Source organism: Prevotella communis (assembly GCF_022024115.1).
Lineage (GTDB): Bacteria > Bacteroidota > Bacteroidia > Bacteroidales > Bacteroidaceae > Prevotella > Prevotella communis.
In genome coordinates this window covers 2,947,272-2,967,840 of sequence record NZ_CP091792.1, presented here as the reverse complement: position 1 = coordinate 2,967,840, position 20,569 = coordinate 2,947,272, and the positions used below count along the sequence as shown (strand labels likewise).

Annotated in this window: 15 protein-coding genes; 14 read left to right on the top strand and 1 reads right to left on the bottom strand. The window is 45.1% G+C overall.

Annotated elements, in window-relative coordinates:
- Positions 1-3: 3 nt before the first annotated feature.
- The 3 genes from L6468_RS12330 (at position 4) to lpxA (ending at position 5,571) form a co-directional block, all read left to right on the top strand.
- Positions 4-3,261, top strand: coding sequence for an efflux RND transporter permease subunit (locus L6468_RS12330; RefSeq protein WP_237793462.1), 3,258 nt, complete (start codon positions 4-6; stop codon positions 3,259-3,261).
- 147 nt (positions 3,262-3,408) lie between these two features.
- Positions 3,409-4,761: a TolC family protein gene (locus L6468_RS12325; RefSeq protein WP_431356702.1), complete on the top strand. Its 1,353-nt coding sequence runs from the start codon at positions 3,409-3,411 to the stop codon at positions 4,759-4,761.
- Positions 4,762-4,791: 30 nt separating this feature from the next.
- Positions 4,792-5,571 carry an acyl-ACP--UDP-N-acetylglucosamine O-acyltransferase gene (gene lpxA, locus L6468_RS12320; protein ID WP_237793460.1) on the top strand — a complete coding sequence of 260 codons (780 nt, stop codon included), beginning with the start codon at positions 4,792-4,794 and terminating at the stop codon, positions 5,569-5,571.
- A gap of 107 nt (positions 5,572-5,678) precedes the next feature.
- On the opposite strand, the gene L6468_RS12315 is transcribed toward lpxA, so the two are convergent.
- On the bottom strand, positions 5,679-6,233 hold the full coding sequence (locus L6468_RS12315; RefSeq protein WP_237793459.1) for a M48 family metallopeptidase: 555 nt from the start codon (positions 6,231-6,233) through the stop codon (positions 5,679-5,681).
- 151 nt (positions 6,234-6,384) lie between these two features.
- On the opposite strand from L6468_RS12315, the gene msrA reads away from it, so the two are divergent.
- The 11 genes from msrA (at position 6,385) to L6468_RS12260 (ending at position 20,377) form a co-directional block, all read left to right on the top strand.
- Positions 6,385-6,948 (top strand): peptide-methionine (S)-S-oxide reductase MsrA, encoded by a 564-nt coding sequence (msrA, locus tag L6468_RS12310; RefSeq protein ID WP_237793458.1) that lies wholly within the window; start codon positions 6,385-6,387, stop codon positions 6,946-6,948.
- A gap of 555 nt (positions 6,949-7,503) precedes the next feature.
- Positions 7,504-8,256 (top strand): DUF2971 domain-containing protein, encoded by a 753-nt coding sequence (locus tag L6468_RS12305; RefSeq protein WP_237793457.1) that lies wholly within the window; start codon positions 7,504-7,506, stop codon positions 8,254-8,256.
- 4 nt (positions 8,257-8,260) lie between these two features.
- Positions 8,261-9,823 (top strand): type I restriction-modification system subunit M, encoded by a 1,563-nt coding sequence (locus L6468_RS12300; RefSeq protein ID WP_237793456.1) that lies wholly within the window; start codon positions 8,261-8,263, stop codon positions 9,821-9,823.
- The gene (locus tag L6468_RS12295) at positions 9,813-10,892 is read left to right on the top strand and encodes a restriction endonuclease subunit S (protein ID WP_237793455.1); all 1,080 of its coding nucleotides are present in this window, start codon (positions 9,813-9,815) and stop codon (positions 10,890-10,892) included. The genes L6468_RS12300 and L6468_RS12295 overlap by 11 nt, the downstream gene beginning before the upstream one ends.
- A 12-nt stretch (positions 10,893-10,904) precedes the next feature.
- The gene (locus L6468_RS12290) at positions 10,905-11,720 is read left to right on the top strand and encodes a TIGR02391 family protein (protein WP_237793454.1); all 816 of its coding nucleotides are present in this window, start codon (positions 10,905-10,907) and stop codon (positions 11,718-11,720) included.
- A gap of 46 nt (positions 11,721-11,766) precedes the next feature.
- Positions 11,767-12,636, top strand: a complete 870-nt coding sequence (locus L6468_RS12285) for a hypothetical protein (protein WP_237793453.1) — start codon at positions 11,767-11,769, stop codon at positions 12,634-12,636.
- 4 nt (positions 12,637-12,640) lie between these two features.
- On the top strand, positions 12,641-13,564 hold the full coding sequence (locus tag L6468_RS12280) for a DUF4268 domain-containing protein (RefSeq protein ID WP_237793452.1): 924 nt from the start codon (positions 12,641-12,643) through the stop codon (positions 13,562-13,564).
- A gap of 14 nt (positions 13,565-13,578) precedes the next feature.
- A complete protein-coding gene (rhuM, locus tag L6468_RS12275; protein WP_237793451.1) occupies positions 13,579-14,970 on the top strand; it encodes a RhuM family protein in 1,392 nt (463 codons plus the stop codon).
- 20 nt (positions 14,971-14,990) lie between these two features.
- Complete coding sequence (locus tag L6468_RS12270; protein WP_237793450.1) at positions 14,991-18,437, top strand: type I restriction endonuclease subunit R; 3,447 nt, start codon at positions 14,991-14,993, stop codon at positions 18,435-18,437.
- An 80-nt stretch (positions 18,438-18,517) separates the two neighbouring features.
- Positions 18,518-18,904: a DUF1016 N-terminal domain-containing protein gene (locus tag L6468_RS12265; protein ID WP_237793449.1), complete on the top strand. Its 387-nt coding sequence runs from the start codon at positions 18,518-18,520 to the stop codon at positions 18,902-18,904.
- A gap of 894 nt (positions 18,905-19,798) precedes the next feature.
- Positions 19,799-20,377, top strand: coding sequence for an Abi family protein (locus L6468_RS12260; protein ID WP_237793448.1), 579 nt, complete (start codon positions 19,799-19,801; stop codon positions 20,375-20,377).
- The last annotated feature ends 192 nt before the right edge of the window (positions 20,378-20,569 follow it).

Sequence of the window (20,569 nt, the reverse complement as noted above, 5' to 3'; positions counted from 1 at the left end):
AGTATGACATTTACTAATTTTATCAAGCGCCCAGTACTTTCGACGGTGATTTCTATCCTCATCGTTATCCTGGGTGTTATCGGACTTTTCTCGCTGCCTATTGAGCAGTATCCGGATATTGCACCGCCTACCGTTGTGGTGCACACTCAGTATCCCGGTGCCGATGCCGAGACGGTGAAAAACTCGGTTATCACCCCTCTGGAAGAGAGCATCAATGGTGTAGAGGGTATGGACTATATCCAGTCAACAGCTGGTGCAGGTTCGGCACAGATTAGCATTCTGTTCCGTCAGGGCATGAACGCCGATATGTGTGCTGTGAACGTACAGAACCGTGTGCAGCAGGCTCAGGCTCTGTTGCCTGCCGAGGTAACCCGTGTGGGTGTTACCGTGATGAAGCGTCAGACCTCTCAGGTGCTGATGTTCACGCTGACCTCTGAGGACGGACGCTATGATGATGAGTTCCTGACCAACTACAACAACATCAATATCATCCCTGCTATCAAGCGTATTCAGGGTGTGGGTGATGTGCAGAGCCCTGGTATGAAGTCATACGCCATGCGTATCTGGCTGAAGCCCGACGTGATGAAGCAGTATAACCTGATGCCTTCTGATATCAGTAATGTACTGGCCGAACAGAATATCGAGGCCGCTCCTGGTTCCTTTGGTGAGCAGTCGGATGTAGCCTACGAGTATTCACTGCGCTATACAGGTCGTCTGAAGTCGGCAGAAGAGTTTGGCAATATCATCATCTCCAGTGATGCCAACGGTCAGACCCTGAAGCTGAAGGATGTGGCACGTATCGAGTTGGGTGGCCAGATGTATTCTGTGTCCATGAGAAACAACAACCTGCCCTCAGTGCTGGGTATGGTACAGCAGATTGCCGGTTCTAACGCCAACGAGATTGCCAAGCAGGTGAAGGCCGAGCTCGAAGAGCAGGCTAAACTGTTCCCCCCGGGCATGACCTATAAGATCAACTACGACGTGACGGAGTTCCTGTATGCCTCTATCGAAGAGGTTATCTTCACCCTGTTCTTCACGTTGATTCTGGTGTTCATCGTTATCTACGTGTTCCTGCAGGACTGGCGTTCTACGCTGATACCTCTGATTGCAGTACCTGTGTCGCTGATAGGTACATTCTTCTTCCTCAATGTGATGGGCTTCTCTATCAACCTGCTCACGCTGTCGGCTCTGCTGCTGGCTATCGCTATTGTGGTGGACGATGCCATCGTGGTGGTTGAGGCTGTGCATGCCAAGTTGGACCAGGGCTATAAGAGTGCGTTGACAGCCTCTGTTGATGCCATGAACGAGATTTCGGGCGCTATCATCTCCATCACGCTGGTGATGGCCTCAGTGTTCGTTCCGGTATCGTTTATCGGTGGCACCAGCGGCACCTTCTATCGCGAGTTTGGTGTGACGATGGCCGTGTCAATCTTTATCTCTGCCCTGAATGCCCTGACGCTGTCGCCTGCCCTGTGTGCTATCTTCCTGAAACCCCACGACAAGGACGGTGAGAAGAAACTGAGTCGTATTGACCGTTTCCACCTGGCCTTCAATACCGCTTACGATAAGATTCTGGGTAAGTATAAGAAGAGCATTGAGAAGACCGTGCGCAAGCCTGTGCTTATCCTGATGGTAGCGCTGGTGGGTATCGTGGCCCTTGTAGGTTCTATGTTGACCACCAAGAGCGGTCTGGTGCCCGACGAGGATACCGGAACCGTGTTCTGTACCATCTCTATGCCCCCTGCCACCTCCGTGGCTCGTACCCGTCAGATTATCAATGAGGTAGATAGTATTCTGGCTGCCGATCCTGCTATTCAGGCCCGTGAGCAGATTCAGGGATACAACTTTATCGCAGGTTCTGGTTCAGACCAGGCTACCTTTATTATTAAGTTGAAGCCCTTCTCTGAGCGTCAGCGCGGACTGTGGTGGAAAATCTCTGGACTCTGGCAGGGCGATGGTATCTATCGTTTCTTTGTGAACCCGCTGGATGCCCAGATGGTTGTAGCCCAGATATTCATCAAGACGGCACATATCAAGGATGCCTCTATCCTGGCTTTCTCGCCCCCAATGATTCCTGGTTACTCGTTGAGCAGTGGTGTGTCGTTGGTGATGCAGGACCGCACAGGTGGCGATTTGAACAAGTTCTATGATATTGTGAAGAACTATATCGCAGAGCTGAATAAGCGTCCTGAGATTCAGATGGCCCAGACATCATACAACCCCTCTTACCCGCAGTACATGGTTCATGTTGATGTGGCTAAGTGTAAGCAGGTGGGTGTGTCGCCTTCTGCCATCCTGAGCACCCTGCAGGGCTACTATGGCGGACTCTACGCCTCCAACTTCAACGCCTATGGTAAGTTGTTCCGTGTGATGATTCAGGGTTCGCCCGAGACGCGTCAGACAGAAGAGTCGCTTAACAGCATCTATGTGCGCACCCCATCAGGCATGTCGCCCGTGAAAGAGTTCTGTCGTCTGGAGCGTGTCTACGGACCTTCAAACATCAACCGCTTCAACCTGTTTACCTCTATCAACGTAACGGCAACGGTGAACGACGGTTTCTCTTCTGGTGAGGCCATCAAGGCTTGTCAGGAAGTTGCTGCCACAACACTGCCCACAGGTTATACCTACGACTATTCTGGTTTGACCCGTGAGGAGGCCAAGGCATCTAACTCTACGTGGATTATCTTCGTGCTCTGCTTCCTCTTTATCTATCTGATTCTGTCGGCACAGTACGAATCCTATATCCTGCCTCTGGCCGTGGTGCTCTCCGTACCGTTTGGTCTGGCTGGCTGTTTCGGCTTTACGGCACTCTTTGGTCACTCCAACGATATCTACATGCAGATTTCACTCATCATGCTGATTGGTCTGTTGGCTAAGAACGCCATCCTGATTGTGCAGTTCGCCCTTGAGCGTCGTCAGACGGGTATGGCAGTCTCGTGGTCTGCCGTGCTGGGTGCCGCCGCTCGTCTGCGTCCTATCCTGATGACGTCACTGGCCATGATTATCGGTTTGCTGCCAATGATGTTTGCATCGGGCGTAGGCAAGAATGGTAACCAGACGCTGGGTGCAGCTGCCGTGGGCGGTATGCTCATCGGTACGCTGTGTCAGATTTTTGTGGTGCCTGCCTTGTTTGTGCTCTTCCAGAGTCTGCAGGAGAAGTTCAGACCGATGAAGTTCGAAGGTGACGAGGAGAATCCTGATGTGACCACCGAGTTGCAGCAGTATGCCAAGCGTCCTGTAGATTATAAATTGGAAAAATAAAAGACTCTCCCCTGACCCCTCCCTGCGAGGGAGGGGAATGGGTAGAATAATATAATGAAGATAAAGATGAATAAGATATTAAAGAAAAAGGCGTCCACTCCCCTCCATATAGGGAGGAGCCTGGGGGTGGGTCTGTTGCTCAGCTTGATGTTGACCAGCTGCGGACTCTACAACAAATACGAGCGTCCTGAGGATTTGAATACCAAGGGACTGATTCGCGACCTGCAGAGCGATGGCGACACCCTGGCTGTGAATACCGACGAGAACTTTGGCAATCTGCCCTGGCGCGAGGTGTTTACTGACCCTCAGCTGCAGGGACTCATCGAGACCGCTCTTGAGAATAATGTTGACCTGCGCAATGCTGCCCTCAACGTGAAGATGATGGAGACGGCACTGACCTGTGCCAAACTGGCTTTCCTGCCCTCTGTGGCTTTTGCGCCCCAGGGCACCATCAGTCAGGTACAGATGGACGGCGCCTCTGTCAGCAAGACCTATCAGTTGCCTGTCAGCGCTACGTGGAACATTGACCTCTTTGGCAACCTGCTCTCGCAGAAGCGCTCGGCACAGATGAAATTGCTGGCAACAAAGGATTATCAGGTGGCTGTGCAGACACAGATTATCTGTGGTGTGGCCAACCTCTACTACACGCTGATGATGCTCGACGAACAGTTGGCTATTGTCACCGATATGGAGGGACTCACCAAGGACACCTGGGACATGATGCAGTTGCAGATGCAGTTGGGCCGTGCCCGCTCTACCAGTGTGCAGACGGCCGAGGCCAACTACTATAGCGTGCAGGCAAAGAAGGCCGACCTCAAGCGCCAGATTCGTGAGATGGAAAACTCGATGTCGCTGCTGCTCAACGAGGCTGGTCACCAGATTGCCCGCGGCAAGTTCTACAACCAGAGCCTGCCCACTTCATTCTCTGCGGGTGTAGGCATCCAGTTGCTCTCTAATCGCCCTGATGTCCACGCTGCCGAGATGTCGCTGGCTCAGTGCTTCTACGACACGGAGACGGCTCGCTCACGCTTCTATCCCAGTCTGAATGTCACGGGTACGGCCATGTTTACCAATAGCCTTGGTACTGCCGTTGTCAACCCCGGCAAGTGGATTCTCTCTGCAATCGGCTCACTGACGCAGCCCATCTTCCAGCACGGACAGATTGTGGCTGGCCTGAAGGTGGCAAAGGCACAGCAGGAGCAGGCGCTCAACACCTTCCAGAACACAATCCTCAAGGCTGGCAACGAGGTGAGCAACGCCCTTCTGGCCTATAACACTTGCGACGAGAAGAGCAAGCTCGACGAGAAGCAGGTGAAGATCTACGAGCAGAATGTGGAGGATACCAAACTGCTCTACACCTCTAAGGGCTCCAGCTATCTGGAGGTTATCCAGGCACAGAACGGCTTGCTGAATGCCCGCATCTCTAAGGTCACTGACGACTTCAATAAGATGCAGGCTGTAGTGAACCTGTATCAGGCCCTGGGCGGTGGCTCCAAATAATGACCAGTTAGGAATTAAGCGTTAAGAATTATGGCAAGTGAAATTAGTCCAAGAGCCGAGATATCGCCCAAGGCGAAGATTGGCGACAACTGTAAGATATTCCCCTTCGTGTATATCGAGGACGATGTAGAGATTGGTGACAACTGCGTCATCTTCCCCTTCGTCAGCATCCTCAGTGGCACGCGCATGGGTAAGAATAATAAGGTGCACCAGGGTTCCGTGATAGGTGCTCTGCCTCAGGATTTTGAGTTCCGTGGCGAGAAGTCCGAGTGCATCATTGGCGACAACAACATTATCCGCGAGAATGTAGTCATCAACCGCGCCACCCATACTGGCGGCCAGACCGTTATAGGCAATGATAACGTGCTGATGGAGGGTGCCCATATCTCGCACGACACCAAGGTGGGTAACCGCTGTGTCTTAGGCTATGGTACCAAGATTGCCGGCGACTGCGAGATTCAGGATGGCGTCATCTTCTCGTCGTCGGTCATCGAGAATGCCAAGACACGCGTGGGCCGCGGCGCAATGATTCAGGCCGGTACTACCTTCTCCAAGGATGTGCCTCCCTTTATCATCTGCACCAAGCGCAGCGAGTATGGTGGTGTGAACTATACCATGGGTCGCATGAACGGCATCGACGAGAAGGTGCTGAAGCATATTGCTAATGCCTATCGTCTGGTGTTCCACGGTCAGACTTCACTCTTCGATGCTGTAAAACAGATTGAGGAGCAGGTGCCCGACAGTGCAGAGATTCGTCATATCATCGAGTTTATGAAGAGTACGCAGCAGGGTATCATCACTAAGTTGTAACCCTGCGCATATATAGTGGTATTTAGAAATGCCTCAGGCTCCCTGAAGTGGATGCTTGAGACATTTCTTTTTGTTGTTTGTTATGTGGGTTGAGGCTCGCCTTATGATTATTTCGACAGCGACGCCACCCTGCGCGTCTCTCGTCTGGCCTCGCGCCAGCGAGGGAAATACTTGTCCATGAGGGCATGGAAACGAGCATTATGACTTGGTTCCAAGAGGTGGCACATCTCGTGCACCACAACATGTTCGGCACACCATTCGGGCAATAGCAGTACGTAGGCCGAAATACAGATGCTGCGGTCGCGCACGTTGCACAGTCCCCAGCGCGAGATGGTAGGTTTAAAAAACACCCTGCTCGGCCTTACACCCATCTCCTTTGCATGGCGCTCTACCATCGGTTCTATTAGCGCTTTCAACCGTCGCAAAGCCTCGTCTGCCTCAGCGCGGGTGGACAGGGGCAGTTTGTCGTAGAAGGCGTTGCGCCGCTGTTGGCGCTCAGCGGTCTTCTGCCTGGCCTCGTCAATCCATTCGCGGTGCTCCTCGATAAAGGCTATCACCCTGTCTCGTGATAGTCCGATGGGTGCCGACACGTGCACATCGCCATTCTTCACGATGCGCATAGACAAGCGGCTGGTACGTCTGTATGTTATCTGTATTGCCAAAATGTTGTTAATTATTGGGTGCAAAGGTAGCAATTTTCCCATATTTAGCGTAACTTTACACGGAAAAACCGTACCTTTGCATTAAAATGCAGGAAAATTTAATCTGTCTGCATGTTCACAACAACATACTTGAACTATTATTATTATAATTATGAAACTAGACGAACAGTTATTAAACGGAACGGCCTCAGACGGCGCGCAGACCACAAAGGATATCTACTTTGCTGGTGGCTGCTTCTGGGGTACAGAACATTTTTTCAAACAGATTGAAGGTGTGGTCCTCACGGAGGTGGGATTTGCCAACGGACATACCGAGAATCCCTCGTACAAGGAAGTTTATACAGATACTACAGGCTTTGCAGAGACAGTTCTGGTGCGCTTTAATCCCGATGTGGTCAGCCTGGAATTCCTGTTGCAGATGTTTTTCAAGGCCATCGATCCTACCAGTCTCAACAAGCAGGGACACGACGAGGGCACACGCTATCGCACGGGCGTCTATTATACCGACCCAGCAGACCTGCCTGTCATAGAGAAGGTCTTTGCCGAGGAACAGAAAAACTACGAGCAACCGCTGGTGGTGGAAAAACTTCCCCTGCAGAACTTCTACACGGCCGAGGAGTATCATCAGGACTATCTCGACAAGAATCCCGATGGCTACTGTCATCTGCCCCTGTCGCTGTTTGAGTTTGCAAGGAAAGCTAGGGAGAATAAGTAACTTCCATACAATGTACGTCGGCAAGATTGTGAAGGTGCTGGTACGGGATGATGAGTATCTCGGATAGGCAATGAATTCAGATAACGGGCCATTTTCTGACCCGTTTTTTTGTTCACTTTTTTGACGGAAGTCAAAAACTGCCCCCTCGTTTCACTTCGTCGTATCTCTGTCCGAGAAACGACGTGTTGCTCATCGAGAAACGACGTTTCTCTTTGTAACCCCCCAATCGAGTCGTAATTTCATGTTTAATGTTTCATGTTTAATGTTTCATGTATTCATAATACCCCCAAAAACGCCACTCGAGTGAAATCATCGAATTAGCTAGCTCAAGTCATGAAATCACTCGAGTCATTTCATGATTTCAGCTATATATGGGTGAATTTTCTGCAAAAACTGAAAGGATTGCTTTCTTTTTGTATCCATGGCTTCTTTCTTGTCATTTTCCCCTACTAAGCCATTTTTTTTCTTCAAAATGGAAACAGATTGCATTTTTTTTACTATCTTTGTAGGCAATTATGCTTAAAACAAAGGTTGTTTAGTTTGGTAATCTTATTAATGGAGACGTTATATAAATATTTAGATGTGAACGGTGGATTGGCGATGCTGGAGCATCACAATCTACAGTTTACTAATGCATCCAAATTTAACGATCCGTTTGACTGCCATCCAGCTTTGTTTGATTACTCATATATTCCTGAAAATAAAAACGATTGGCCGATAGCAAAATTTCTCTCTTTTAAAGGAGAAATTGATATGGTGAACCTGAGAAACAATACATGGATTTGCTGTTTGTCTAAAGTATATGACTCCTTGCTGATGTGGGCCTATTATAACTGTCACAAGGGTATCTGTATAGGTTTGAATGTAGAAGCAGTTTTAAAGTCCTGTCATTACGGATTCTTTGGAATGATGCCTCCTTCTCTTGAAGTAGTTAAGTATAAGGATATACTCCAAAAGCCCAATTATTTTAAATCCTTGCCTTCATGGAAGAATTTATGGACTACAAAGGCCAAGGCATGGGAGCATGAGCAGGAGGTGAGATTGATAACAAAAAATCCGCTATGGGTTCGTGCAGGAAGAGATATACCAAACGAATTGAAAAACGAAAAATTAGTTGATGGCAGAGAAATAAGGCATTATCCCCAATTAACAGCCGATTGTTTTGAGTCTGTCTATCTGGGCGTGAATATCTTTCCTCGAAATAAAACCAAGATTATCAAGACTGCAAGGAAACTGAATCCAAATATCAAAATATATCAAATGACAACAGATCCAGAAGCTTTCAGGCTGAAGGCTGAACAAATATAGAATTATGGCAAAGAAACAGATAAAAGAGAAATCGATAGAAGAAACGCTGTGGGAATCAGCGAATAAACTGCGAGGCTCTGTGGAGCCATCGGAGTATAAGCACGTGGTGCTGAGCCTTATCTTCCTAAAGTATGCTTACGACCGTTTTACGGAGCGTAGGAATGAGCTGGTGGCTGAAGGTAAGGAGCAGTTTGCTGATAACCCCGTATTCTATAATGCTAAAAACGTGTTCTATCTGGACCCCGAAAGTCGTTGGGATTTCCTGATAGAGAATGCCAAACAGAATGATATCGCCATTAAGATTGATAAGGCCTTAGCAAAGGTTGAGGATAGCAACCCATCGTTAAAGGGTGCCTTGCCCAGCAACTACTATGCTGGTCTGTCGCTCGATCGTACCAAACTGGCTGCTTTGCTCGACGAAATCAATAAGATAGATACGCTGAAAGACCCTGAGCACGACCTGATGGGACGTGTGTATGAGTACTTCTTAGGCAAGTTTGCTATTGCCGAAGGTAAGGGTAAAGGAGAATACTATACGCCAAAGACCATCGTCAACCTGATAGCTGAGATGATTGAGCCTTATCGTGGCAAGATTTACGACCCATGTTGTGGTTCTGGCGGTATGTTTGTTCAGAGCATGAAGTTTATCGAGACCCATCACGGTAACAAACGTGATATCAGCGTATATGGTCAGGAGTATACCAACACCACATATAAACTGGCAAAGATGAACCTGGCTATTCGTGGTATTGCTTGTAACCTTGGCGAAATGGCTGCTGATACCTTTCATAACGACCAGCATAAAGACCTGAAGGCCGACTTTATTATGGCCAACCCACCATTCAACCAGAAAGCGTGGCGAGCTGATAATGAGTTGGTGGATGATCCGCGATGGATGGGCTATGACACACCTCCCACCAGTAACGCCAACTATGGCTGGATTCTGAATATCGTGAGCAAACTTTCTGCTAATGGTACAGCTGGATTCCTGTTGGCCAATGGCGCATTGAGTGGTGATGGCACAGAGTTGGCTATCCGCAAACAGCTTATTCAGAACCATATTGTTGAGGCTATTGTGATTCTACCTCGCAATATGTTCTATTCTACAGACATTAGCGTAACACTATGGATTCTGAACAACAATAAGAAAACTCGCACTATCGAGCAGAATGGCAAGATTGTGAAGTATCGCAATCGTGAGAACGAAGTGTTGTTCATCGACCTACGCCAATGGGGCGAGCCATTTGAGAAGAAATACATTCAGTTCTCACCAGAACAGATTCAGCAGATTGCTGAGAACTTCCATAATTGGCAGCGCGAGGGCTACGAGGAAACCTATCACAATGAGCCAGAATATTGCTATTCTGCTACTATTGATGAGATAGAGCAGAAGGGTTGGAGCCTGGTTCCAAGTAAATACATAGAGTTCAAAAATCGTGACGAGCAGATAGACTTCGACGCCAAGATGAAGCAGCTGCAAGTTGAAATGCGTGATCTCATGCAACAGGAAGAGGCAAGCAACAAAGAACTGAAGTCACTCTTTGAAAAATTAGGCTATGGAATATAAGCGATTAGGTGACTATATCAGGGAAGTAAATGTTCGTAACAAGGATTTAAAGGTTACGAATCTGCAGGGTGTGAGTATATCCAAGCAATTCATTCCCTCGATTGCCAATACTATTGGAACGGATATGTCAACCTATAAGGTGGTTAATCCTGGCCAATTCGCATACGGTCCTGTAACCTCACGCAATGGTGACAAAGTGTCGATAGCATTATATAAGGGCGATGATGATGCCATCATTTCTCAGGCATATACGGTCTTTGAGGTTGTCGATAAGGATAAGATGTCATCAGAATATTTGATGATGTGGTTCCAACGTCCAGAATTTGACCGATATGCACGTTTCCATTCTCATGGTAGTGCTCGTGAGATATTTGATTGGGACGAACTATGTGATGTGTATCTTCCTTTGCCAGATATAGCCCGTCAGCGTGAAATCGTGGAGGAATACGAAACGCTATCTTGTCGCATTCGTCTGAATGAACAGATGATAGAAAAGCTTGAAGCCACAGCCCAAGCTCTCTACCGCAAAATGTTCGTTGATGGCATCGACAAAGAAAAACTACCAGAAGGCTGGAGAATGGGGATAATTGGGGATTTATTCGAATTACAACGTGGTTTTGATTTACCAAGCCAAGAAAGGGCAGAAGGAATTTATCCTATCTATGCGTCTACAGGTATTGCTGAATATCATAACGAGTATAAAGTTGAACCACCATGTGTTGTTACAGGCCGTAGTGGAACAATAGGGGAGGTATTTTATGTCGACAACAAATGCTGGCCTCTCAATACAACATTGTGGGTTAAAGACTTTAAGAATACACCACCATTCTTTGTTTACTACAAACTAAAAGAATTGGAATTAGGTAAAACTGTATCAGGTTTTGCTGCTGTGCCAACTTTGAACCGAAACGATGTTCATATGATGAAATCTTTTATACCACCAATAGATTTACTAGCTGAATTTGAAAAGGAAATGATAGTTATACATCATTACCAATCAATAGCAGAACAAGAAAACGAGAAATTAACCGAATTACAGTCTTTGCTTTTGGCGAAGATGGGGCAATAAGAAAATGAATATATGGCTACAGTATTAAGAAAATGTTTTCCTGCTAATGTCTTGGAAATGATTAGCGACATTCTGGGGGACACAGACAAAGGTTTGACTGGTAGTGAAATACATCGTCTATTATTACAAGCCAGAATTGAGGATACAACTCAGGAAGGTGTGATGCTTGCAAAACGAAAGAATTTGTTCAATTCTTTAGCAAAGAATCAAAATGAGATTAAATGCTCGAATCATATTCTCAATTTTATTGGGTATGCTCTAGCGCCATCACGATATGTTGATAAACCTGAAGAGTTTGAAAGACTAAGAACTCTTGTTAATCAACAATTGGCTTTTGTCGGATATGAGTTAAAAGAAAATGGGAAGTTTAGAGAGATAGAACCTGCTTCAACAATCTCTGATGTCCAGATAAAAGTTGATAATCTTAAACAAGAATTAGAGAATAGAAATGCACATAGCGAAGTTTTCAAGTATTGTAAAGCAGAGTTACTACAGAACAATTACTTTCATGCAGTATTAGAAGCAAATAAAGGCTTATTCCAAAAGATACGTGATTTGTCAGGGATACAGGCTGATGGAAATACTCTTATTGAGCAAGTATTTAGTTCTAATCCAATATTGACAATCAACAACTATCAATCATCATCAGAAAAGAATGAGCATACAGGATTCTGCAATTTGCTAAAAGGCTTATGTAGTATGTTTAGGAATCCGACTGCACATGAGCCAAAGATTGATTGGGAGATAACAGAACAAGATGCTTTGGAGATATTAGGTATCATTTCGTATTGCTACAGGAGATTGGATAATGCAAAGAAGATTAGATAACAAAAACTATTCAGTATAAAATGGTAATATGAAAAAGGTGCTACAATTGTCAGAATTAACAGAATCATTAGAGCGAGGAAAAACAAATTTCCAGGCTCAAATAGAGCTCTATGATTTGCGGGAATTATGCTATAAAATGGATAATCCCCAACTGTTAGAGTATGTACCTGTTAAAATTGTAGCTTGTTTTGAGCAATTATTCAGAGATGAGTATCAGGAAATTCTTGTAAATCCGAAAGTAAAGAAGAACCTTAAAAATATAGATTTATTTAAAGACACCAAGTTCAATTTTGATGTAATAGGGGCTTTTGAAGAGAACACAATTTCATTAAGTGATTATTTATCTCTCTTAATACCCTGTAGTAAATTGGCTGACATTGATAATGCACTATCAAAACTACTTGGTATTAACTTCTTGTCAGAATTTAGGAAGAAAGAAAATGGAAATATAGTATTGGAGTCAATAAATGAAATCTTCAGGCTTAGGCACATTTACTGTCATGAAGTTCCTTTGAAAAAGAATATCGATATAGATAGTGCAAGAAAGTTAATCTCCCACGCGATTGAGTTCATTGATAATTCGGATGATATTATCAGAAATACTTTATACTCTGACCAGATAGATAGTATTAAAGAGATTGAAATCGCTCAAGAGGAATACGAAAAAGCAGATAAAGAACTCGACGATTTAATAGAAACTCTTAAATTAAAGCAAGATAAAGGTCGTTTTCATTATAATGATTTTAGTTACATTGACAAGTGGAAAGAATATAGACAGGAAAGGGCTTTGTGCGATTCATCAATCGAATATAAAGAGAGTTATTCTCCTCTCGACTATTATAGAAATCTTGAAAGAACTACAAGGTCTCTGTTAAAAGAAATAAAAGAAGACTATAAGTACGAACTAAAGAGATAAAACTATGGATAAATTAGGCAAGATGATTCGTATTACCGATTTGAGGTCTGTATGGCCTCATGAGGCTAATGATTTCACAAAGTGGTTAGCACAAGAGGAGAATCTTGCGCTGCTTAGTGATGCTATTGATATCGACTTGGAATTAGAAGAGAGGGAATCTTCTGTTGGTAGTTTTAATGTAGATATCTATGCAAAGGAATCAGGCACTAATCGTCGTGTAATCATAGAGAACCAGCTTGAGGATACCAATCATGATCACCTTGGAAAACTGATAACCTATGCTTCAGGAAAAGGAGCAGAAGTGATTGTTTGGATAGTAAAACGAGCTCGAGACGAACATAGACAGGCTATCGAATGGCTAAATCAGCATACGGATAGCAATATTGGTTTCTTCCTGTTGGAGATTGAACTTTGGCAGATAGGTGATTCTATGAAAGCACCACGCTTTAATATTGTAGAGAAACCAAACGATTGGTCTAAGACAATGAAGACAATAGAAGGCCTTTCTGATACTGATTTGCTGAAACTCGAATTCTGGACAGGCTTTAATGATGCTATGAGTAATAATGATGTGTTTAAACATCATTTCCGTGCACGTAAAGCATCCCCTCAGCATTGGTATGATTTGAGCATTGGAAGCTCTGCTTATCATATATGTCTCACCATTAATACTCAGAAGCAATGCATTGGCGCTGACATTTATATTGATGACGACAAGGATTTGTTTGCACAGTTCAAGAGTCATAAGGATGAAATTGCAACCATGCTTAATAGTGAAGTGGATTGGCGAGAAGCAAAGAAAGCTTGCCGAATCTGTATATCAACTGATATCAACCCTAAGAAACGAGAATTATGGGCCAAGTCCTATAATTGGTTCTTGGAAAAAGCTATCATATATAAGGAGATAGCGGCTAAATATGGAAAGTAATGAACAATAAAAACATGGCAGAAGACAAAGATATAAATTACGAATTGTTTAATCCTGAAGAGATTCAGTCACCCTTTGATAGTATCAAGGAGGTGGATGCTGAAGGGCGTGAGTGGTGGAATTCGCGCAAACTGGCTCGTCTGCTGGGCTACATGAAATACTGGAACTTCGAGCGGCTGATGGATAAGGTGGCTACGTTCCTGCAACAGGAGAAGGGACTTGACTTGAAAGAACACATGGTGGAGATAGAGGAGATGGCCCAGTTGAACAATGGCGGTTATCGTCAGGTGACTTCATTTCTTCTCTCACGTACAGCCTGTGTTGCCATCGCCCTGAATGCAGACAAGAAGAAACCCATTGTCAAGGTTGCCCAGGAATACTTCATGCAGAAGATAGACTCGAAGGCACTGGCCGCTAGTATTGAGGGTAACGTCCTGATTTATCGCACAAGTAGGGGTAAGGTAAATGTTAGTGTACTGTTCAACAATGATACGTTCTGGCTGTCGCAAAAACGGATGTCAGAATTGTATAATGTGACCATTCAGGATATCAGTTACCATCTGATACAGATTAATGACAGTGGTGAGTTGCAAATGTCCACAGCTATCAAAAAAATTTTGATTCCTTCGGACAATTGCGATGATACGGGCACGATTCTCTATAATCTTGATGCCATCATCGCCGTTGGCTATCGCGTAAACAGCTATGAGGCCACACAGTTCCGCATCTGGGCTCGCGAGGTATTGAAGGAATACATCAAAAAGGGATATGTGCTGGATGATGAGCGGTTGAAAGGCAAGAATCCGTTTGGTGCCGACTACTTTGAGGACTTGCTGGATCGCATCCGCGAGATTCGAACCTCCGAGCGTCGCTATTATCAGAAGATAACGGATATCTATGCCGAGTGCAGTAGCGACTATGACCCCAAGAGCGAGGTGACAAAGACGTTCTATAAGACCGTTCAGAACATGATGCACTATGCTGTCAGTCATCAGACAGCAGCAGAGATTGTTTACAATCGCGCCAATGCCGAGAAGCCGCACATGGGATTGACAACATGGAAGAATGCCCCTGACGGACGTGTGGTGAAGAGCGACGTGACCATTGCCAAGAATTACTTGTCAGAGAAAGAGGTGGAAGAGTTGAATCTATTGACGACGGCCTTCCTGAATTTGGCAGAGAGAAGGGCAAGGCGACATTTGATTACAACAATGGCAGAATGGAAGCAGGTATTGGAGCAATATCTGAAAGTGTCAGATGCCGACATACTGCCAGATGCCGGCTCTATTAGCCATGAAGAAGCAGAAGCCAAGGCTTTGGGAGAATACGAAAAATTCTGGAGGCTACAAGACAAGACATTCCTATCTGACTTTGACAGATTTATTGAGGGACTTGAGACGAATTAAGACTAAAAACTAAAGAGCTTATGTCAAACTTTAACGAACACAGTCTGGAAATGGCCATCATGGAACTGTTTGAGCAACAAGGCTACAGCTACGTAAATGGCGAGACAATCCATAAGGAATTGTCTGAGGTGCTGCTACGTGACGATCTTCGGATGTATCTGATGGACAGATATAGTAAGGAGGGTGTTACACCACTGGAGGTGGAGCGCGTATTGGCTAAGTTGACTGCTGATAACGGTGCGCCATTCTATGTGCAGAACGCGCAGACCTACAGACTGATGACAGAGGGCTTTGCCATTAAGCGTGAAGATGCCTCGAAGCCAGACTTGTTCGTGGAGGTAATTGACTTTGAGAACGTAGACAGAAATATCTTCAAGGTGGTAAACCAGTTGGAGATAAAGGGTACGCAGAAACGTATTCCTGATGGCATTGTGTATGTAAACGGTCTGCCTGTAGTGGTGCTGGAGTTCAAGAGCGCCGTCAAGACAGATGCTACCATCATGAATGCCTATACGCAGTTGACTGTGCGCTATCGCAGGGATATACCTGAGTTGTTCAGATATAACGCCTTTGTAGTGATTAGCGATGGCGTGAATAATAAGTATGGCGCCCTGTTTGCTGATTACGACTTCTTCTATGCCTGGCGAAAAATAGAGCGAACGGATAAGCCTGGCGATGGTATCGATACACTGCATACGATGATGCAGGGATTGTTCCGCAAGGAGCGACTATTGAGCGTGATTAAGGACTTTGTGTTCTTCCCAGATAATTCAAAAAACGAGCTGAAGATAGTATGTCGCTATCCGCAGTTCTTTGCTACGCATAGGCTCTATGAGAATATTCTGGAGCACTCGCATATCAATATTCTTGGTGATGGTAAAGGCGGAACATACTTTGGTGCTACAGGATGCGGTAAGAGCTTGACGATGCTTTTCCTGACACGTATGCTGATGCGCAGTAGGCATTTGGCCTCACCAACCATCGTGCTGATTACTGACCGTACCGACCTTGACGACCAACTATCAGGGCAGTTCCTGAATGCCAAGCAGTTTATTGGCGATGAGACCGTCATCAATGTTGAGACTCGCAGGGAGCTTGGGGAACTATTGAGAGGCAGAAAGAGTGGCGGCGTGTTTCTGACTACGATACAGAAATTCAGCGAGGATACAGACTTGCTGTCAGAGCGTGCGAATATCATCTGTATATCTGATGAGGCTCATCGTTCGCAGGCCAACGTGGAGCAGAACGTGAAGATTACGGAAAAGGGCGTTAAACGCAGTTATGGTTTTGCCAAATATCTGCACGACTCGCTGCCTAATGCTACTTATGTTGGCTTTACGGGTACGCCTATCGATGCCACTATCGATGTGTTTGGCGATGTGGTGGATAGCTACTCGATGACAGAATCGGTAGCTGATGGCATTACGCGTAGAATTGTGTATGAAGGTCGTGCTGCCAAGGTGTTTGCTGATGGTAAGCAATTGCAGGAGATTGAGAACTATTACAAGAAGTGTGAGGAGGAAGGTGCCAACGAATATCAGATAGAGGAGAGTAAGAAGGCCGTTACGCAGATGAACATGATTCTGGGCGATCCTCAGCGACTGGCTGTGGTGGCTAAGGATTTTGTGGAGCATTACGAAAAACGAATAGAAGAAGGCAGTACCGTTTGTGGCAAGGCCATGTTTGTTTGCGCTAGTCGTCAGATAGCCTATGACCTTTATAAGCAGATTGTTGCTTTACGTCCAGAGTGGGAAGAAGAACGCATCAAGATGGTGATGACCCGTTCGAAGGATGATGAGCCACGACTCTATGAATTGCTTGGTACTGATGAAGACAGGAAGAAGCTGGATTTGAAGTTTAAAGATCCAGACTCTGACTTTAAGATAGCAATTGTGGTGGATATGTGGATTACAGGATTCGATGCGCCGTGCCTTGACACGATGTATATCGATAAACCGCTACAGAAACACACACTCATCCAAACCATATCGCGCGTCAATCGTGTTTACGAAGGTAAGGACAAAGGCTTGGTAGTTGACTACCTTGGCATCAAGAGCAACATGAACAATGCCCTGAAGCAATATGCAGGAGGTGGAGATTTGGGTGAGAATATTGAAACTATCGAGAAGTCGCTAACGATGGTCAAGGACGAGCTTGACATATTGAAACGTCTGTTTGCTCAGTTTGATTATTCAAAGTTTACTACTGGTACCCCGTTGGAGCAATTGGAGTGCTTAAAGCGGGCTGCTGAGTTTATCCAGAGTACTGAGAAAACTCAGAATCTGTTTATGGGGCACGTAAAGAAATTGAAGTCGGCATTTAATATCTGTTCCAATCACGATGAGATTACCGATGAGGACAGAGAGAATATCCACTTCTTTACAGGTGTGCGCTCCATCATCTATAAATTGACAAAGGGTGATGCTCCTGACGTAACTCAGATGAATCGCAAGGTGAGTCAGATGCTGGAGAAAGCCTTGCTGGCAGATGGAGTAGAAGAGGTGGCTCAAGTGAATGTCAATTCAAAAGACATCGACCTGCTGAGTGAGGACTATATGGCCAGACTTGAAAAACTGGATATGCCCAACACCAAGGTGAAGTTGATGGAGAAACTGCTTAGAACGGTCATCAACGAGTTTAAAAAGGTGAATAAGATGAAGGGCGTTGACTTTACCAAGCGTCTGAACTCTCTGGTAGACAAATACAACGATCGTAGCGATAATGCCATATTTGCGCGGGAGGTACTTGACGAGGTGGCCAAGCAGATGGCAGAACTGCTGAAAGAGGTGAATAAGGAGAAGAAATCATTCAAGGATTTAGGCATCTCGTACGAGGAGAAGGCTTTCTATGATATTCTGAAGGAGATTGCCCATAAGTTTGGGTTCGAGTATCCAGAGGACAAGCTGCTGGCACTTTCTGCTGATGTAAAGAAGATGATTGACGATAAGTCGAAGTATACAGACTGGGCCAACCGTACTGATATTAAGGCAGAGCTTCAGATGGATTTGATCCTGATTCTTGCAGAGCACGGTTACCCTCCTGTACCCCAAGATGATGTGTTTAAAGAGATTTTTGAGCAGGCTGAGAACTTCAAGAAGTATGAGAAGGCTGAAAGTGAAGAAGACTCGACAGATGTTGTTGAACTTGCCCAGCAGATGAGTTTGATAGATGCATTTACGGCTGGTGAGGTAAGTAAAGTGCTTATGAATGTAGAGGATGATAGAGAGGTTCGCAACCTGATATTTAATTTGCTTCAAGTGGATTGTGAGATGAGCGACTTGAGTATCCAGGAAGAGGTCATCAATAAGTTTGGCGAGAGGTATGGAGGCATGAAACTCAACGACTGGCGTCATATCATCGAGGCATACACCTCGATGATTAGACCAAACATGAAGGATCCTGCTTCAGAAGAAAAGGCCAGAACAATCCAAATGCAAATCCCGAAGGCCGCAGAAGAGGATGTCTAGAGTCCATAGGGGACGGGTGAGTGTCTCGCTCCTGTGATGACTGGGTACTGGAACTGCTATCTCTTTATATTGTCGCGACAGTGTCACGACAATCTCTGATACAGGATTTACGTCAAATCATTGAGCAGGCGCGTGTTCGTGTAACTGCTACTGCCAACTATGCCCAGACCATGATGTATTGGCATATAGGCGAGCGCATCAATCGCGAAGTGCATGATAGTCAGCGCGCTGAGTATGGAAAGCAAATTGTGTCGCAGGTTGCGACACAATTACAAGAAGAATATGGAAAGAAAGGATTTGAGACACGAAGTATCAGAAGAATGATGCAGTTTGCTAATTTTTTTGCTGATGAACAGATTGTCGCGCAGGCTGCGCGAAAATTGTCTTGGTCGCATTTTATTGAGGTTCTTCCGCTTAAAGATGACCTTCAGCGCGAGTTTTATATCACTACAGAAGGGGACGGGTGAGTGTCTCGCTCCGATGGAATATGTCTGATGTCTGAAGGCCGATGGCATATTAACCTGTCAACAGATTCTAGTCGTGAGATAGAAAACTGACAACCTAAATCAGCTTCTAGCCTGCTCTTAGGCAGCAATCACTCTGCTCCTAGGCTGCTCCTAGGCTGCTCCTAAGCTGCTCCATGGAGCAGGCTAGAAGCAGGCTAGAGTATGGCTAGACTATGGCTAGAGTATGGCTAGAGCAAGGCTAGACTATGGCTAAAGCGTCTGAAGGCTGATGGCGGGAGATGTAAGAGGGAAGAGGGAAGAGGGAAGATGTAAGAGGGAAGATGTAAGAGGGAAGATGTAAGAGGGAAGAGGGAAGATGTAAGAGGGAAGAGGTCGACAAATTTATTCCCACGTCCAATATTTCCTTAATTCTCCAACTATCTCAGAAGAGCGCCTGGGACAGATAAGTCTCGCTCTCATAATTTTATCACAAAACCACCTCTATTCGTCCATTTACGAACAATAGTATCCTATATTCTGAAAAGTGCGATGTGAATCGCTAAATCACCATTGATATATTTGGACGTGTAAGTATTTTTGTGTAATTTTGCAGGAGGAAAAGTACAACCGTTGATGCTGAAGCACAGCTATTGGGGCCAAAAAAGAAAGACTAAAAGCTTCAAGGGAAATGTTAGGGGTAGGTTTATAAAAAACACGAACCCCGAAGTATGCGAAAGCAGGGACAACGGGGTATTACGCTGCAAAGATAGAGATTATATTTGAAACTCGCAAGAAAAACGAGCGCAAATTTAGAATAATTAATAGAAAATGGACTTCAAGACGAGTCAAAAGCTATATTCGTTGCCCAGAATGGGTAAATATGAAAGAGCCTGTAATGGAAATAAACAGAAAACGATGCTGCTGTATCGTTATAACCTCAGGTTATGCCAAAGGTTCTATGGCGTACTGAATGTGTTCGAAGTGGTGTTACGTAATGCTGTCAATGAACATTATAAATCATATTACTCTGATTCAGATTGGATTGTCAATCAAGCGATAGTTGGGGGTGTGTTTGCTCACGAGCAGGACGAAATAAGGTCAACCGCCAACGACTACAAGAAACGTGGTGTTTATAACAATGATAAGATGGTGTCGGCCTTAACTTTTGGATATTGGACCAAACTTTTCTCAAAGAAACGCTATAAGAAAGGTGGCAAGACGCTACTCAAGATATTTCCCAACAAGGCTAAAGGTTTAAATCAGGCCGATGTCTATCTGGATTTGACGCATATCCGTGAGTTTCGCAACCGTATTGCTCATCATGAGCCTATCTGTTTTGATGGGAATGGCAATATCAGTACAGCCTTTGCTCGCAGACACTACCAGTTGATTTGTGATTATATCAGCTATTTCGGACATCAGCCTAAAAATGTGATAGGATGGGCAGAAAAACCAGATAGCGTATTAGACCAGATAGATGAAATGGTAATATGAATGCAGGAACACCTGGTAAGAGGTGAGCGTCGGAAGATGTCTGATGTCTGAGGGCGACAATTTTATTCCCATGTCCAATATTTCCTTAATTTGTTAAAAGTTTGGTGCAAAGATAGTAATTATCCATTGTTTTTTCGTACCTTAGTCCCCAAATTTAATATGTTTTTTGATATGAAAGAGGTAAACTATCAT

Excerpts from the sequence above, each read along its gene's own strand:
- L6468_RS12305 (WP_237793457.1), top strand. The coding sequence starts at position 7,504 with ATGGAGACGTTATATAAATATTTAGATGTGAACGGTGGATTGGCGATG.
- L6468_RS12295 (WP_237793455.1), top strand. The coding sequence starts at position 9,813 with ATGGAATATAAGCGATTAGGTGACTATATCAGGGAAGTAAATGTTCGT.
- L6468_RS12330 (WP_237793462.1), top strand. The coding sequence starts at position 4 with ATGACATTTACTAATTTTATCAAGCGCCCAGTACTTTCGACGGTGATT.
- L6468_RS12300 (WP_237793456.1), top strand. The coding sequence starts at position 8,261 with ATGGCAAAGAAACAGATAAAAGAGAAATCGATAGAAGAAACGCTGTGG.
- rhuM (WP_237793451.1), top strand. The coding sequence starts at position 13,579 with ATGGCAGAAGACAAAGATATAAATTACGAATTGTTTAATCCTGAAGAG.
- L6468_RS12290 (WP_237793454.1), top strand. The coding sequence starts at position 10,905 with ATGGCTACAGTATTAAGAAAATGTTTTCCTGCTAATGTCTTGGAAATG.
- L6468_RS12260 (WP_237793448.1), top strand. The coding sequence starts at position 19,799 with ATGCTGCTGTATCGTTATAACCTCAGGTTATGCCAAAGGTTCTATGGC.
- L6468_RS12280 (WP_237793452.1), top strand. The coding sequence starts at position 12,641 with ATGGATAAATTAGGCAAGATGATTCGTATTACCGATTTGAGGTCTGTA.
- L6468_RS12325 (WP_431356702.1), top strand. The coding sequence starts at position 3,409 with ATGTTGACCAGCTGCGGACTCTACAACAAATACGAGCGTCCTGAGGAT.
- L6468_RS12270 (WP_237793450.1), top strand. The coding sequence starts at position 14,991 with ATGTCAAACTTTAACGAACACAGTCTGGAAATGGCCATCATGGAACTG.
- msrA (WP_237793458.1), top strand. The coding sequence starts at position 6,385 with ATGAAACTAGACGAACAGTTATTAAACGGAACGGCCTCAGACGGCGCG.
- lpxA (WP_237793460.1), top strand. The coding sequence starts at position 4,792 with ATGGCAAGTGAAATTAGTCCAAGAGCCGAGATATCGCCCAAGGCGAAG.